The organism is Streptosporangium sp. NPDC002607 (assembly GCF_053592655.1).
The window spans coordinates 59,692-74,763 of record NZ_JBSFWD010000005.1; the positions used below are offsets into that span (position 1 = coordinate 59,692).

17 protein-coding genes are annotated in these 15,072 nt (G+C 69.4%); 3 read left to right on the plus strand and 14 right to left on the minus strand.

What is annotated here, in order from left to right; genetic code table 11:
* The 5 genes from tatC to ACWD3H_RS07525 all read right to left on the minus strand — a co-directional run bounded on the left by tatC (position 1) and on the right by ACWD3H_RS07525 (position 3,519).
* Entirely contained in the window at positions 1-855 is an 855-nt protein-coding gene (tatC, locus tag ACWD3H_RS07505; RefSeq protein ID WP_451954416.1) for a twin-arginine translocase subunit TatC, read from the minus strand.
* 139 nt (positions 856-994) lie between these two features.
* Entirely contained in the window at positions 995-1,330 is a 336-nt protein-coding gene (gene tatA, locus ACWD3H_RS07510; protein WP_350963108.1) for a Sec-independent protein translocase subunit TatA, read from the minus strand.
* A 66-nt stretch (positions 1,331-1,396) separates the two neighbouring features.
* Complete coding sequence (locus ACWD3H_RS07515; RefSeq protein WP_350963105.1) at positions 1,397-1,585, minus strand: hypothetical protein; 189 nt, start codon at positions 1,583-1,585, stop codon at positions 1,397-1,399.
* Between the two features lie 24 nt (positions 1,586-1,609).
* Positions 1,610-2,566, minus strand: coding sequence for a helix-turn-helix transcriptional regulator (locus ACWD3H_RS07520; protein ID WP_355611877.1), 957 nt, complete (start codon positions 2,564-2,566; stop codon positions 1,610-1,612).
* Positions 2,563-3,519: a helix-turn-helix transcriptional regulator gene (locus tag ACWD3H_RS07525; RefSeq protein ID WP_451954417.1), complete on the minus strand. Its 957-nt coding sequence runs from the start codon at positions 3,517-3,519 to the stop codon at positions 2,563-2,565. The genes ACWD3H_RS07520 and ACWD3H_RS07525 overlap by 4 nt, the downstream gene beginning before the upstream one ends.
* A gap of 39 nt (positions 3,520-3,558) precedes the next feature.
* On the opposite strand from ACWD3H_RS07525, the gene ACWD3H_RS07530 reads away from it, so the two are divergent.
* Positions 3,559-4,656, plus strand: a complete 1,098-nt coding sequence (locus tag ACWD3H_RS07530; RefSeq protein WP_355561342.1) for a DUF3866 family protein — start codon at positions 3,559-3,561, stop codon at positions 4,654-4,656.
* On the opposite strand, the gene ACWD3H_RS07535 is transcribed toward ACWD3H_RS07530, so the two are convergent.
* From ACWD3H_RS07535 to ACWD3H_RS07575, 9 genes are all read right to left on the minus strand, one after another.
* Positions 4,602-5,078 (minus strand): DUF3291 domain-containing protein, encoded by a 477-nt coding sequence (locus ACWD3H_RS07535; RefSeq protein WP_451954418.1) that lies wholly within the window; start codon positions 5,076-5,078, stop codon positions 4,602-4,604. The genes ACWD3H_RS07530 and ACWD3H_RS07535 overlap by 55 nt on opposite strands.
* Positions 5,079-5,109: 31 nt before the next feature.
* The gene (locus ACWD3H_RS07540; RefSeq protein WP_350963091.1) at positions 5,110-5,751 is read right to left on the minus strand and encodes a helix-turn-helix transcriptional regulator; all 642 of its coding nucleotides are present in this window, start codon (positions 5,749-5,751) and stop codon (positions 5,110-5,112) included.
* Between the two features lie 48 nt (positions 5,752-5,799).
* Positions 5,800-6,696, minus strand: a complete 897-nt coding sequence (locus ACWD3H_RS07545; RefSeq protein WP_451954419.1) for an FKBP-type peptidyl-prolyl cis-trans isomerase — start codon at positions 6,694-6,696, stop codon at positions 5,800-5,802.
* Positions 6,697-6,838: 142 nt separating this feature from the next.
* A complete protein-coding gene (locus ACWD3H_RS07550) occupies positions 6,839-7,789 on the minus strand; it encodes an FKBP-type peptidyl-prolyl cis-trans isomerase (RefSeq protein WP_451954420.1) in 951 nt (316 codons plus the stop codon).
* Positions 7,790-7,884: 95 nt separating this feature from the next.
* Complete coding sequence (gene pafA / locus ACWD3H_RS07555) at positions 7,885-9,243, minus strand: Pup--protein ligase (protein WP_030904553.1); 1,359 nt, start codon at positions 9,241-9,243, stop codon at positions 7,885-7,887.
* A gap of 162 nt (positions 9,244-9,405) precedes the next feature.
* The gene (locus tag ACWD3H_RS07560) at positions 9,406-10,041 is read right to left on the minus strand and encodes a hypothetical protein (protein WP_355561330.1); all 636 of its coding nucleotides are present in this window, start codon (positions 10,039-10,041) and stop codon (positions 9,406-9,408) included.
* 123 nt (positions 10,042-10,164) lie between these two features.
* Positions 10,165-10,977, minus strand: coding sequence for a proteasome subunit alpha (gene prcA / locus ACWD3H_RS07565; protein ID WP_355561327.1), 813 nt, complete (start codon positions 10,975-10,977; stop codon positions 10,165-10,167).
* 25 nt (positions 10,978-11,002) lie between these two features.
* Positions 11,003-11,821, minus strand: coding sequence for a proteasome subunit beta (gene prcB / locus ACWD3H_RS07570; RefSeq protein WP_350919446.1), 819 nt, complete (start codon positions 11,819-11,821; stop codon positions 11,003-11,005).
* Between the two features lie 709 nt (positions 11,822-12,530).
* A complete protein-coding gene (locus ACWD3H_RS07575) occupies positions 12,531-12,740 on the minus strand; it encodes a ubiquitin-like protein Pup (RefSeq protein ID WP_030904562.1) in 210 nt (69 codons plus the stop codon).
* A 330-nt stretch (positions 12,741-13,070) separates the two neighbouring features.
* On the opposite strand from ACWD3H_RS07575, the gene ACWD3H_RS07580 reads away from it, so the two are divergent.
* Both ACWD3H_RS07580 and ACWD3H_RS07585 read left to right on the plus strand, forming a co-directional pair.
* Complete coding sequence (locus ACWD3H_RS07580) at positions 13,071-13,865, plus strand: serine/threonine-protein kinase (RefSeq protein ID WP_350919244.1); 795 nt, start codon at positions 13,071-13,073, stop codon at positions 13,863-13,865.
* A 202-nt stretch (positions 13,866-14,067) separates the two neighbouring features.
* Positions 14,068-14,955: a serine/threonine-protein kinase gene (locus ACWD3H_RS07585; RefSeq protein WP_451954421.1), complete on the plus strand. Its 888-nt coding sequence runs from the start codon at positions 14,068-14,070 to the stop codon at positions 14,953-14,955.
* Positions 14,956-15,072: the final 117 nt, after the last annotated feature.

The window sequence follows — 15,072 nt, forward strand, 5'->3', positions numbered from 1 at the left end:
CTATTTGCTGGGATCGGTGTCGGTCGTTCTCGAATCGATAGGAGCCGGATCACCGACGGGGGTCACGTCGCCCAGAGGCGAGGCGTCGTCGTCGAGCGAGGAGGCCTCGTCGTCGGAGAGGTGGGAGAAGTCCTCACCCTTCGGCTGCCTCTTCTCCCGCAGGTACATGAACCCCTCGGCCAGGGCGAACAGCGCCACCATCGGCAGGGCGAGCGCGATCATCGTGAACGGGTCGCCGCCGGGGGTGGCGACCGCCGCGAAGACGAACATGAGGAAGATGACCATCCGGCGGTGCTTGGCCACCAGCGCGCGCGGCAGCACCCCGATGATGTTCAGGAACACCATGAGCAGCGGCAGCTCGAAGGAGATGCCGAACACGATGATCATGATCAGCGCGTAGCTGAGGTACTCGTCGATCGTGATGCCGGTCACCGCTCCCGGAGGGGCGAACCCCAGCAGGATCGACAGCCCGGTGTCCATCACGAAGTAGGCCACGGCCGCACCGGCGAGGAACAGCGGGACGGCCATCACCATGAACAGGATCGAGTAGCGCTTCTCGTTGCGGTACAGGCCGGGGGTGACGAAACCCCAGATCTGCCAGAGCCAGATCGGTGAGGAGACGACGAGGCCGAACATCGCCGCGACCTTGAGGTTCACGAAGAAGGAGTCGAAGACGCCGAGGATCAGCATCGTGCACTGCCCAGGCCGCAACTCCTGCGCCTGGGGAAGCCCGCAGTAAGGGGCAGACACGAACTGCCAGATCGGGCTAAAGAAGATGAAACCAACCACGATGCCCGCGAGCAGGCCGAGCATGGCGATGATCAGCCGGTTGCGCAGCTCACGCAGGTGCTCCATGAGCGGCATGCGACCGTCGCCAGAGTCAGCGGGCGGTTCCGTCCCGTTCCGGCCCGGTTTAGGCCACTTCAGCAGCGCCATTCACGAATCCTGGGGTGACGAGTCGGTTGATCGAGGTAGATCTTCAGGCTACCGCCGATCACTGCGTCTTGGGCGCTCCAGCCTGGGCTCGCAGCCTGGCCGCCTGCTCCTCAAGCTGGCGGGCCTGCTCTTCGACGCTCAGCGCGGAGGCCGGCGTCGAAGTCGCGGCCGGGATCGGCTGCGGCGCCGGGGCGGCCGGCTGGGCCTGGGCCTGGACGACCGTGGTGGTCGTGCCGTCGGCCTCGTCGTCATCGCGGAGCTTGGCGGTCTCCGACTTGAAGATGCGCAGCGACCGGCCGAGCCCGCGGGCGGCTTCCGGCAACTTCTTGGCACCGAAAAGCAGCACCAGGATCAAGCCGATAATGATCAGCTCAGTGGGTCCGAGGTTTGGCATTACACATCCTTACGCCGAACGACGTGCAGTCTCTGCGTCCGATCGTACGCTGCCCCGAGGGCAGACTCATCCCTTCGGAACACGTATCGTCCCCCCGCTCTCGCCGAACAGCACCCGGACGGGCTCCAGCCTCCCGTGCGCGCGGTCGATCTCGCGGCCGAGTTCGGTGGCCGCGCGCAGTACGCGAACAGCCAGAAAACCAAGGATTCCCAGCCCCACGAGGGCCAGCGAGAGCGCGGCGATGATCCAGCTCATAGTGGGAGATCCTAGTCCCGCACGTCAGGAGACCGACTCGTAACGATTCAGCGCGGCCGTCGCGGCGGCGCGCACGCTCGCGTCCAGCGAGGCGGGCGAGATCACCCTGCCGGTGTCGCCCAGGCGCAGCGCCAGGCGTACCACCCAGCCCTGGTCCCTGGCGCGCAGCGCCACCCGCACGCGGCCCTCACCGAGCTCGGTGACCTCCTCGCACGGGTAGTACTCGGCGACCCAGCGGCCCGCGGCGGTCAGCTCCAGCTCCACCAGCTCGTCGGTCGGCGAGGGCCGGAACACCCCGGGCGTCACCTCGTCCGGCACCGCGTCGGCGGGCGGGTCGGCGGGCACGTCGAGCACGTCGACGGAGAGCATCCGGTCCAGCCGGAACAGCCGGACCGCCTCGGCCCGGTAGCACCAGCCCGACAGGTAGGGACGGCCGTCCACGACGACCAGGCGCATCGGGTCGACCTCGCGCGGGGTGATCTCGTCGCGCCCCGGCACGTAGTAGCGCAGCGACAGCCGTCTACCGCGCCGCAGCGCCTCGTTGACGCTGGGCAGCGCGTCGGGGGCGGCGTCGACCTCCACCGCGACCTGGCTGCTGACCGCCGCCGCGCCCTCGCCCGAGGCCTGCTCGAACTTGGCGATGACCCGGGCCAGCGCGTCGCGCTCCCCGAACTCCGGCATCTCGGCGAGCAGGCGCAGCGCGACCAGCAGGGCGCTGGCCTCGTCCACCCCCAGCCGCAGCGGGCGGGCGATGGTGTCGGCGTTGTCGATGACGATCTCCCCGCCGTCCCACGACACGTCGATCAGGTCGCCGGGGGTGTGGCCGGGCAGCCCGCACATCCACACCAGCTGCAGGTCGTCGATGAGCTGCTTCTCGCTCAGGCCGAAGATCTTCGCGACCTCGGGCACCTGTGCCCCGGGGTGCGACATCAGATAGGGCACCAGCGCCAGCAACCTGGGCAGGCGATCGGCGGTGCTCACGCGAGTGCTCCCTTCAGGCGGCAGATCACCGCGTCGCGGGCGTCCGGCGGGCCGACCACCTCCGCGTCGGCGGCGAAGCCCACGATCCACCCGGCTAGCCGGCCGGTATCGGTGAAGTCGACCTCCAGCTCGTCCCATCCGTCGCCGGCGGGCCGCACCGCCTTCGCCACCTGGCGCAGTCCCTGGCAGGTGTCCTGCCTGACCCGGACCAGGGCGGTACGCTCCCGGACCGCGGCGTCGCTGTAGACGACCATGGACTTGATATCGACGCCCTCGGGCACCGTCACGGAGCCCGGGCGGCCGACGGTGGAGACCGCCCCGCCGATCCGGCTGAGCCGGAAGACCCGCGGCGCGTCCCGGTCGCGGTCGTGACCGACCATGTACCAGCGGCCACGGCGGCTGACCACGCCCCACGGCTCCACGGTGCGGGTCAGCACGTTCTGGCTGGCCGCCGCCCGGTAGGCGAAACGGACCGCCCGCCGGTCGCGCACGGCCTCCCAGAGCGCGGGGAAGGACGGATCCTGGGTGTCGACGCGCAACTCCAGTGCCCCGCCGAGCACCCCGTACGCCTCGTCGGTCTCCACGCCCCCGGCGCGCAGCTTCAGCAGCGCGCCACTGGCCGCCTCGGCCAGGCTGGCCCGTTGCCACACCTGGGCCGCCAGGCCCACCACCGCGGCCTCGTCCGGTTCCAGGGTGATCTCCGGCAGCTCGTAGGCCTGGCGGACGATCCGGTAGCCGGGATCCTCCTCCCAGGGGTCCTTGTGGACCTCGATCGGGATGCCGATCTCGCGCAGTTCGTTCTTGTCCCGCTCGAACATCCGCTGGAAGGCCTCGTCGTTGTCGGCGTCGTAGCCCGGCACCGCCTGGCGGATGTGCTCGGCGCTGAGCGGCCGCCGCGTGGCCAGCAGGCAGATCACGAGATTGAGCAGCCGCTCGGTCTTCCGGCGCGACATCCGGCCTCCTCCCTGTTCAAGTGACGCTACCCTTCCCCCGTGATCAGATGGCGCAGGGGCGAGGTCGTACGGATCCGGCGCGAATGGCCGGGGGCAATGGAACTCGACGTGACCACCGAGGACGGCGAGGCGCGCGCGCTCGCCTATCCGGCCCTGGTGGGACGCCCGGAGCCCGGTGACGTGGTGCTGCTCAACACGACCGCGCTCGCGATGGGTCTCGGTACGGGAGGTTACGCCATGGTGGTGGCTGTTCCCGACCGATTGCCACAAGATCCTCAAGGTCCCGGACACCTGGTGAAGGCACGCTACACCCCGTTGCAGACCACCGTACTCGGCGCGGACGAGCAGGACTCGCCCTTCCACCACCTCCTGCGTGACGCCGACTCCGTGGACGGCATGCCGGTGATCGTCGCCGACCTGCACTCGGCCCTGCCGGCGATTCTCTGCGGCCTGTACGGCTCGAATCCGCCGCGTACCGGGGAGTCCGGCGGGCCCCGGCCCGCCAGGGTCGCCTACGTGATGCTCGACGGGGGCGCGCTGCCCGCCTGGTTCTCCATGTCGTGCGCGCGACTACGAGAGACCGGCTGGCTGTGCGGGGTGGTCACGGTGGGCCAGGCCTTCGGCGGCGACGTGGAGGCGGTGACGCCGCACACCGGCCTGCTGGCGGCCCGGCATGTCCTGGGGGCCGACGTCGCGGTCGTCACCCAGGGGCCGGGCAACCTGGGCAGCGGCACCCGCTGGGGCTTCTCCGGCGTCTCGGCCGGCGAGGCGGTCAACGCCGCCGCCGTCCTCGGGGGCCGCCCGGTCGCGGCGCTGCGGGTCAGCGAAGGCGACCTGCGCGAGCGCCACATCGGGGTCTCGCACCACTCGCTGACCGCCTACGGCCGGGTGGCGCTGGCCCCCGCCCAGATCGCCGTACCCGTGCTGCCCGGCGACTTCGGCAGGCGGGTGACCGAGCAGTCGCGCCCGCTCGCCGCGCGGCACGAACTGATCGAGGTGCCGGTGGACGGGCTGTACGCGGCGTTGCGGGAGTCTCCGGTCAGGCTGTCGACGATGGGCCGTGGCCTGGACGAGGACCTGGCCTACTTCCTGGCCTCGGCCGCCGCCGGACGCCACACGGCCTCGCTGCTGTCGTAGAAATCCTTGAAGGTGAAGGCCTCAGGCGTGGGGCCTTCCCTCCTGAGCCGCTCCAGGCGCTCCATTCCCTCGGCCAGGGGCGGCTCGTGCCCCTCGGGAATCCACCACATCACCGAGGACGGCTCCGCCATGCGCAGGAACCATTCCCTGCGCCGCTGCAGGAACTCCAGGTGGCCGCTGCGGTAGACGTAGTCCCACAGCGCCTCGCGCGACTCCCAGACCGAGAAGTTGATCAGCAGGTGGTCACCGTAGTCGTGCTTGACCGTGTCCTCGGGGGCGTCACCGCCCTTGAGTCTCCAGACGAAGCCGGGAGTCGCCTCGGCCAGCCGGTTGACGGGGTCGAGACCGGCGGCGAAGGAGGCCAGCTCCGGGGAGTCGACGGGAGCGCGCATGTGGGCGATGTTCAGTTGGGCCAGATGCATGAGCACAGCAGATCACCCCGGCCTTTCTATGTCAATTCTCATTGTTTTTAGAGAAGGTGACGCAACACTCCTCCGGGCGCGGGTCCAACCGGGCCGCCGAGGCGTCCTGGCCGAGCGCCTCCAGCAGCCCTCGGCACAGCCCCAGGTTCACCGAGCAGACCAGCAGCGGATGCTCCTCGGCCGGCACGTGGAACGGGCAGTTGCGCAGCCGTACCCGGCCCTCCTCCTCGTACGGCTCGTAGCCGCGCCGCCGCAGCACCCCGACGAGATCATCGTCCTGCCGCGCGAACCCTGCCCCGGCGCGTCGCGCGACCTGCTCGGCCCGTTCCTCCCCGCCGAGCGACTCGACCGCCTCGGCCAGCACCAGGGCGAGCGTTCGGTAGTCCCTGGCGGGCACGCTGACCTGCCACTCCCCCCGCGCCCGGTGATAGACCTTCGCCGGCCGGCCGCTGCCGGGTCCCGTCCGCTCCGTCAGCCGCCTGAAGCCCGCGTCAAGCAGGCCGGCCTCGACAAGCCTGTCGAGGTGGAAGGCGGCCAGAGTCCGCTGGATCCCCACCGCCTCGGCCGCCTCGTTGCGCCCCACCTCCTGGCCACGGGAGGTCACATAGTCGTAGACGGCCCGGCGCACCGGGTCGTGAAGTACCGCCACCTTGTCGAGGTCATCACCGCTCACAGCCCGGATTGTAGGTGGGGGCGGCAAAGGTCACGCCCGGCGCACGGGTCAGTAGGCGGCCAGCACGTCGACGACGAAGACGAGCGTCTCGCCGGGTTTGACGGACGGCGGCAGGCCGTTCTCGTAGCCGAACCTGGGCGGGACGATCACCAGGACGCGGCTGCCCACCGGGACGCCGACCAGAGCCCGGTCCCAGCCCGCGATGACGCGGCCCTTGCCGATCTGGAAGGCCTTGGGCTGCCCCGCCGCCCAGGTGGAGTCGGAGACGTCTTCGCCCCAGACCCTGCTCTCGTACTGGGTGACGATGAGCTGTCCCGCACGGGTCTCGGCCCCGGCGCCCCGGACGAGGATCTTGCTCCTCAGGTCGGCGGGAGGCGCGGTGCCCGGCAGGGAGATGACCGGCCGCCCGCCGGAGGCTCCGGTGACCCTGACCCCGTCGAGGACCCCGCCCCCGCCCTTCGCGGTGGCGTCGGGCGGGAACGCGCCGAGCACGTCGACCACGTAGAACAACCCGTCCTCGGCGGTCATCCCGCCGGGCGGGTTGGGGCCGTACGCCTCCTCCGGCGGAACCGCGACGACCACCCGGCTGCCGACCTTGTGGCCGCGCAGGGCCTTGCCCACACCGGTGATCGTCTGGTTCAGCGGAAAGGACGCCGGGGCGCCCTGGTTGAAGCTGGAGGCCAGCAGGCGGTTGTCCTTGCCGTCCCACACGTGCGCGGTGTACTGGGCGACGACCAGGTCGTTCCTCCCGATCTCCGCGCCGGTGCCCGTCATCAGCTCGGTGAATTTCAGACCGCCGGAGGGCGCGCCCTCGGGAAAGCGCACGGTGGGCCTGTCACCGAAGTTCCCGAGCACCTCGACCTCCGGCCCCGCCTGCCCGTCGCCGGAGGCGCAGGCGGTGACCAGCACGAGCGAAAGCGCGGCGAGCAGTGCCGTGGGACGCATCCGAACTCCCGGGGCCGGTGGCTGCGCCAACCCTAACGCCCTATTGGGAGAATTGTCAGTAGCTGGAGATCGCGATCGGAAAACGCGAACCCGGCCGTGCGCGCACAGCCGGGTTCGGGGGTGAGTCGCTCCGCAAGGAGCGTCAGTAGGCGGCCAGCACGTCGACCAGGAAGACCAGGGTGTCGGTTCCCTTGATCTTGTCGCCGGAGCCCGCCTTGCCGTAACCGAGGTCCGGCGGGATGCTCAGCAGCACCCGGCTGCCCACGGGGACGCCGACCAGACCCTGGTCCCAGCCCTTGATGACCTTGCCGGTGCCGATCTGGAACATGATCGGCTGAGCACCACGGGACCAACTGCTGTCGAACTCGACGTCCGAACCCCAGATCTTCCCGGCGTACTGGACCAGGATCGACTGACCGGACTTGACCTCGGGCCCCGTGCCCTTGATCACGGTCTTGGCGACGAGTTCCTTGGGCGCCTTCTCCTTGGTCTTGGTGGTGAGCTTCGGCGCGGTCTCGCCGCCCGGGTTCTCCACCTTGACGCCGGCGACGCCGGGGTCGGTCGCGGTGCCCTTGGCCGCGTTCCCCTCGGGGACGCCGACCACGTCGACCACGAAGACCTGCGACTGACCCGCGGGGGCCTGCGCCTGCTGCTCCTTGGGCAGCGCGTCCTTGGCCACGACGGACATGAACCTGCCGCCGCTCTTGGTCTCGGCGAAGCCCTTTCTGAGGATCTCCGGGACCTGCTCGTTGAGCGTGATGACCTGCGGGCCGCCCTCGTCGTAGGTCGAGCCCGCGAGCTTGTTCTCCTTGCCGTCCCAGGCGAAGACCGTGAAGTTGGCCACCACGTTGGTGCCGAGCTTGGCGGCCTCCCCCGCGGTGCCAGGGGTGAGCACCTTGTAGGAGGAGGTCTCGACGACCTTGGCCGGGAAGGCCACGTTCGGCTTGGCGCCGATCTTCCCGGTCACCTGTAGCTCGGTGACTCCGCTGCCGGCGGAAGTGGAGGCGCCGGTGGTCGCGTCCCCTCCCGAGCCGCATGCTGCGGCGAACATCAGAGGCACTGCGGCCAGTACGGCCATGCTGCGGCGGCGCATAGGTATCCCTCAAGCAGACGTCAGGTTCGCGCCACACTACCCGTACCGGCATACGGAGGAGGTAAGCATGCAAGGAGCTTGCCGAAGCGTGACCATCACATTCCGGCGATGAGCTTGTCCACCCTCTCGTCGACACTGCGGAAGGGATCCTTGCACAGCACCGTGCGCTGTGCCTGGTCATTGAGTTTCAAGTGCACCCAGTCGACCGTGAAGTCACGGCGCTTCTCCTGCGCCTTGCGGATGAACTCCCCGCGCAGCCGGGCACGGGTGGTCTGCGGCGGCACCGACTTGGCCTCGAAGATCTTCAGATCGGAGGCCACCCGCTCCACCGCGCCACGCTTCTGCAGCAGGTAGAACAGGCCACGGCGGCGGTGCACGTCGTGGTAGGCGAGGTCGAGCTGGGCGACCCGGGGGCTCGACAGCGGCAGATCGTACTTCTTGCGGTAGCGCTCGATCAGCTGGTACTTGGTCACCCAGTCGATCTCGCGGGCGACCTTGTCGAGGTTGCCGGTCTCGACCGCGTTGAGCGTGCGCTCCCACAGTTCCAGCACCCGGTGGCTGATCTCGTCGCCGCCGCGGCGGTCGACGAAGTCACGGGCCTTGGAAAGGTACTCCTCCTGTATCTCCAGCGAGGACGCCTCCCTGCCGTTGGCCAGCCGGACCCGCCGCCGCCCGGTCATGTCGTGGGAGACCTCCCGGATGGCCCTGATCGGGTTCTCCAGGGACAGGTCACGCATCACGGTGCCCGCCTCGATCATGCGCAGCACCAGGTCGGTGGCGCCGACCTTGAGCAGCATGGTCGTCTCGCTCATGTTGGAGTCACCGACGATGACGTGCAGGCGGCGGAACCGCTCGGCGTCGGCGTGCGGCTCGTCACGGGTGTTGATGATCGGGCGTGACCTGGTGGTGGCGCTGGAGACGCCCTCCCAGATGTGCTCGGCCCGCTGGGAGACGCAGTAGACCGCCCCACGCGGGGTCTGCAGCACCTTGCCGGCCCCGCAGATGATCTGCCGGGTGACCAGGAACGGGATCAGCACGTCGGCCAGGCGGCCGAACTCGCCGTGCCGGCCCACCAGGTAGTTCTCGTGGCAGCCGTATGAGTTTCCCGCGGAGTCGGTGTTGTTCTTGAACAGGTAGATGTCGCCGGCGATGCCCTCCTCGCGAAGACGCTTCTCGGCGTCGACGAGGAGGCCCTCCAGGATGCGCTCGCCCGCCTTGTCGTGGGTGACGAGCTCCACGACGTTGTCACACTCGGGGGTGGCGTACTCGGGGTGGCTGCCCACGTCGAGATACAGGCGCGCCCCGTTGCGGAGGAAGACGTTGCTCGATCGGCCCCAGGAGACGACACGGCGGAATAGATAACGCGCTACCTCATCGGGTGACAGCCGCCGCTGCCCCCTGAATGTGCAGGTGACGCCGTACTCGTTCTCAAGCCCGAAGATGCGACGATCCATTGCCTCACACTATTCGCCGAACCCCTCTCGTGGGAGGGATCATGGGGTTTTCGGTCGTACGGCTTATGCCCCGGGCTGTGAGCGGCTAAGCGCGGACGCGTCTCGCACCCGGGTCATCGCCGGGTGCGAGCGATGCGCGGGCGCCGGGCTCGGTGAGCCGGATCAGCCGCCGCCCTGCCAGAAGATCTCGACAACCTTGGTGATCCTGCCGTTCTCCGTGGTGATCAGGGCCGGCCGGTAGAGGCCCTCCACCCCGGCCAGGGACGCCGCCTCCTTGACGTTGTCGATCAACGTCTGGCGGGTGCACTTCTCGGTGCCGAGGTTGGTGGCCTTGTCGTAGGTCTGTGACGAGCCGTCGCAGCCACTGTCCGCGAGGAACAGCACGTCCTCGGCGATGGGCGCCGCGTAGCGGGTCACGTCGCCTTCCTCGGGGCCGTCGAAGTGGCCGTCCTCGCCACCGCTCTGGGTGAAGCGGATCGGCCGGTACTCGGCCACGCCGCCCTTGTCCACGTCGGTGAGCCAGCCGCGCAGGACCCCCTCGAAGGGGGGCGGGCTGCCCTTGCTCCAGTCGTGCTCGGGAGCGGCCTGGAACTCGGTGCCGAAGATTTCAGGGGTGGCCGCGGGACTGGAGGAGGCGGCGGCGTCGGGCGCTCCGGTCGAGGGGGCGGAGGAGGAGGCAGGAGCCGGCGTCTCAGCACAGCCGGACATCAGTACCACGGCTGCGAGCAGTGCGAGCGCGGCGGGACCGGCCGAGGGGAGGGTGAGCCTGGCCCAGGCTCGGGGGGTGGCGTTTTTCACACAGACTGTGACCATCGGTGAGTGGGTTCGGTTGTCAGGAGAAGAAGTGATCCAGGACACACCGAGAGCGCCGCCCCGGGCAGGGCGGCGCTCTCCCGTCTCATGGTCGACCGGCGGGCCCGGTCAGCCGCTCGCCCCGGTGTCGATGTCGCCGTCGGGCGCGGTCGGCGGGGCACCGGGCGTCTCGGGCGCGGAAAGGGGACTCTCCGGCTGGGCGGGCTGGACGGGCTGGGCGGGCGCTTCGGCCGCGGGGGCCCCGGCGGACAGCAGGCGTTCCAGCCTCGGGCCGCTGAACCGCAGGAACTTGCGGTGCGGCCGGTTCCGGTCGAGGACCGCGACCTCCAGCTGGCTCGCGGGGAAGCGTTCGCCGCCCGGCTCGGTCAGTGCGAACAGCGCCGCCTCCAGGGCCTCCGCCAGCGACAGGCCGTCGCGGTAACGCTCCTTGAGCCGGCCGGCCACCGCCTCGGCCTGGCCGCCCATGGCCACCAGACCCGCCTCGTCGAAGACCGAGCCGTCGAAGGTCAGCCGGTAGATGTGGTCCTCGTCGGAGGAGTCGCCGACCTCGGCGACCACGATCTCCACCTCGAACGGCTTCAGCGACTCGGTGAAGATCTGGCCGAGGTTCTGCGCGTAGAGGTTGGCCAGGCCGCGGGCGGTGACGTCGTCACGGGCGTAGGTGTAGCCGTTGATGTCGGCATAGCGGATGCCGCCGAGGCGCAGCGCCTCGAACTCGTTGTAGCGGCCCACCGCGGCGAAACCGATCTTGTCGTAGATCTCGCTGATCTTGTGCAGGGCGCGGGACGGGTTGGGCGCGACGAACAGGATGCCGTCCTCGTACTGCAGGACGACGACACTACGGCCCCGCGCGATCCCCTTGCGCGCGTAGTCCGCCTTGTCCCGCATCTGCTGCTCGGGCGAGACATATCCAAAAGGCATGGACACCTGGGGTGATCCTCTCGTGTTAGCGCAGCGGGGCGGTGGGGCCGTCGGGGAAGTTCGTTCTGGAGTCGATCACGGTCCGGACGAACTCACCCACCTCCTCGTCGGGGAGTCGGCGGTATCCGTCGGCGGTGATCACCGCGACGACGGGCCAGATCTTGCGGATCACATCGGGGCCGCCGGTCGCCGAGTCGTCGTCGGCCGCGTCGTAGAGGGCGTGAACGAGCGTCAGCACGGTGTCCTCGGGCGAGGCGCCCTCGCGGTAGAGCTTCTTCAGCGCGCCCCGCGCGAAGATCGAGCCGGACCCGATCGCGTGGTGCTGGTACTGTTCGTAGGGGCCACCGCCCACGTCGTAGCTGAAGATCCGGCCGCCGTCGACATCGGGGTCGTAGGCGGCGAAGAGCGGCACGACCACGAGCCCCTGCATCGCCATCGGCAGGTTGCCGCGGATCATCGTGGCGAGCCGGTTGGCCTTACCCGCCACCGAGAGGGTGCGACCCTCCCGCTTCTCGTAGTGCTCGAGTTCCACCCGGTAGAGGCGGGCCATCTCGATCCCGGTGCTCGCCGTCCCCGCGATGCCCATGCCCGAGTAGTCGTCCGTGCGGAACACCTTCTCCATGTCGCGCTGGGAGATGATGTTTCCCGAGGTCGCCCGGCGGTCTCCCGCGATCACCACGCCACCCGCGCATATCGCCGCGACGATCGTGGTGGCATGCGGGATCTGGTCGCCCACCGGGGTCGCCAGAGTCTCGTTACGGCCAGGCAACAAGTCCGGCGAATGGGACCTGACAAACTCGGTGAACGAGGAGCTCCCGGTGTCGGTAAAGATATGGTTCACCATGCCGGCGGGCAGGTCCCTGTGCGATCCCACGCGACTCCCTCCAAAGGTGCAGTCCTTTAAGGCCCGACCTTACTCATCTTGCCGTCCTGCTTGCACTTCCCTGGATCAGCTCAGCGCGAACCCACCTCCGCCGGGCTTTTGAATCTTTACGGGTGACCACATCCGTGTGGTGGCCGGGCGTCGCGACATGCCGGCCCCCTGGCCTGCCTCCGGACACGCGGGCGAGCACACCTCGATGTCGACGCCGGGCGCAAACCACACGGCCCGCCTCCGGACACGCGGGCGAGCACACCTCGATGTCGACGCCGGGCGCGAGCCGCACGACCCGCCTCCGGGCGCGCGGGAGGGCGGGCCGGAGACCCACCCGGTACCCGGGCCCCCTCCTCCCGCCGCTCCGCTCTCCCGCCCGGTAGATCGAGCGGAAGCCACCTCGCTCGGCGAACGTCCGACCGACGTCGGCCTCGATGACGTCCCTCGGTAATGCCATGCCTCGGTTTCGGCCGGTAGCCGCGCTCGCCGCCGTGGTTCTTGACCTCGCCGGCCCTCTTCATCCAGCTGCGACAGGGCTTGCGGTGAGAAGTCAGTCCATCTGGTCGTGCCCGGTCACGGCTGAATTCGGCCCACGGCCTGGTCGCCTGGTATCTCCGACGATATTCGCGGCCGGCGGAAACCTCCGGCCGCTCCCTGGTGGCTTTTCCCGCGCGGCCCCCTACTCCCCGCCCTTTTGCACGTAGCTTCGAACGAATTCCTCCGCGTTCTCCTCAAGAACCTCGTCGATCTCGTCGAGGATCGCGTCGACGTCGTCGGAGAGCTTCTCGTGACGCTCCTGGACGTCGGAGGTCTCCGCCGCGGCGGTCTCCTCGACTTCCTTGTCGGTCCGGCCGGTCTGCTTCTGGCCGCCGGTGTCCTTACTTGCCATGTGTGGCACCTCCGCTTGGGGGACGCATCTGACTCATATCTTCCCCGAACCGGACGACATTGCGCGCGGATCGTCCCGCGATCTTTACGGGAGCTCCCCTGCTCCGTCCCGGGGTACCTCCCCCGTCAGGAAACCTCCCCGGGGGCTCCGCGGCAAATCCCCTCCGCCCCGTTCTCCTGGACGAGATACCGCCCGACTCGGGCGTGCCGCCGCCCTGGTCGGCCCTGTGTGACCACCATCACCCTCGAATCCGGAGTTATCCGGCGCCCACGGGAAGGTGGGGAACGTTCCAAGTAGGCCTACCGGGTGGAAAACTGCGATCATTGAGGGGTGAGCACCATCATCGCGCGCAGGTACAAGCTCGTCTCCCGCGTCGGCCAGGGGGCGACCGGCGTCGTCTGGCGCGCATACGACCTGCTTCTGGAGCGAGAGGTGGCCCTCAAGGAGATACCCCTGCCACCTGGACCCGCCGCGGCCGAGCAGCGGCGGCGGGTGGTCCGGGAGGCGCGGATGGCGGCACGGCTGAGCCACCGTGGCATCGTGACGGTGCACAACCTGACCGAGGAGGCCGAGCGCCTCTGGATCGTCATGGAGTTCCTGGAGGCCCTCACGCTGCACGACACGCTCGTGCAGGCGGGCCCGCTCCCGGTCGACCTGGTGGCGGCGATGGGGTGCCGCCTGCTGGAGGCGCTGCGGCACGCGCACGACGGCGGAGTGATCCACCGCGACATCAAACCGGCCAACATCATGCTGACCGGTGATCGGGTGGTGCTGGCCGACTTCGGGTTCGCGGCGCCGGAGGGTGCGGCGACGACCTCGATGCGGGGCACGCCGGCCTTCATCGCGCCGGAGGCGCTGCAGGGCAGGGGTGGCACCCGCGAGGCGGACATGTGGTCGTTCGGCGCGACGCTCTACATGGCGGTGGAGGGCAGGACCCCGTTCCGTACGGTGAACTCGATGGCGTCGCTGGTGGCGGCGCTGCGAGAGCCGCCGCGCGCGCCGAAGCGGGCGGGCGCCCTGGAGCCGGTGCTGCGCGGGTTGCTGCGCAAGGATCCACGGGCTCGGCTGAGTGCCGAGCGGACCTCGAAGATGCTGGAGGACGTGCGCTGTTTCAGCGCGGCCTGACGCGTTTCGCGGCGCGTTCGCCGACTTCTGGGCAATTTTTCTGATTACATAATAGGGATTTAAGGACGCGGAACAAAATTCCATCATGCCCATGCAACTAAATTGTTACACATAATTACCATAAGTAACCACATAGTGCACCGTTCCAGGTGAAAATATGAATCAGCTGAGGGGCCCGGCTTCTATGTGCAACAGGTGATTCATGGGAACAGGTGCAGGAAAGGTACGCCCACTGGGTGGGCGTTATCACCTGACCTCGCCGATCGGGCAGGACGGCATGGGCATTGTGTGGCGTGCCCATGATTCCCTGCTCAGGCGGAATGTGGCGATCAAGGAAATCCAGCCGCGGTTCGGCGAATACGGGGCGGACATGCGCGACGCGCGGCGGCGAGCCCTGCGCGAGGCGCGCTCGGCCGGGCGGCTGAACCATCCGGCGGTGATCTCCGTGCACGACCTGCTTGAGGAGGACGGGCGGCTCTGGATCGTCATGGAGTTGCTGGAGGCCCTCACGCTCAAGGAGACGGTGCGGCACATGGGCCCCCTGCCGATCCACTGGGTGGCGTGGATCGGCTTCCAGTTGCTGGGCGGGCTGCGCCACGCGCACGGGGCCGGCGTCCTGCACCGGGCCATCAACCCGCGCAACATCCTGCTGACCGGCGACCGGGTGGTGCTGGCCGACTTCGGAATCGCGGCGCTGCACCGTGACTCGGGCACCTCCACGACCCTGCCGCTCACCCACGCTCCCGCCTTCATCGCGCCGGAACGGCTACGGGGCGGCTCGCCGACCCCGGCGGGCGACCTGTGGTCGTTCGGGGCGAGCCTGTACTTCGCGGTGAAGGGCCGGCCGCCTCGATCCGGTCACCGCGCGCCGACGCCCCAGGGCTCGGCCGCCGACGGGAACCCGGAGACGACGGTACGGGCGGGAGCGCTGCGTCCCGTCCTGGAAGGGCTGCTCCGGCGCGACCCGGCGGCCCGTATCAGCATGGGTCAGGCGGGTCGCATGCTGTCGGCGGTCCTGCACGCGGAGGGCGTGGCTCTGGCCCGGCCGCGACTGCCCGCGGCACGGCTGCCACCGGACGCCTACGCGTAGCGCCTCGCGCCCGCTTTCGACCGGGCGGGCAGGCCGTACGGCACCTACCGATCACCACCGGGCCGGGCAGCCGCTTCCGCACGGACCTCGTGTGGCAGGTGGGGACAGCCCGGATCG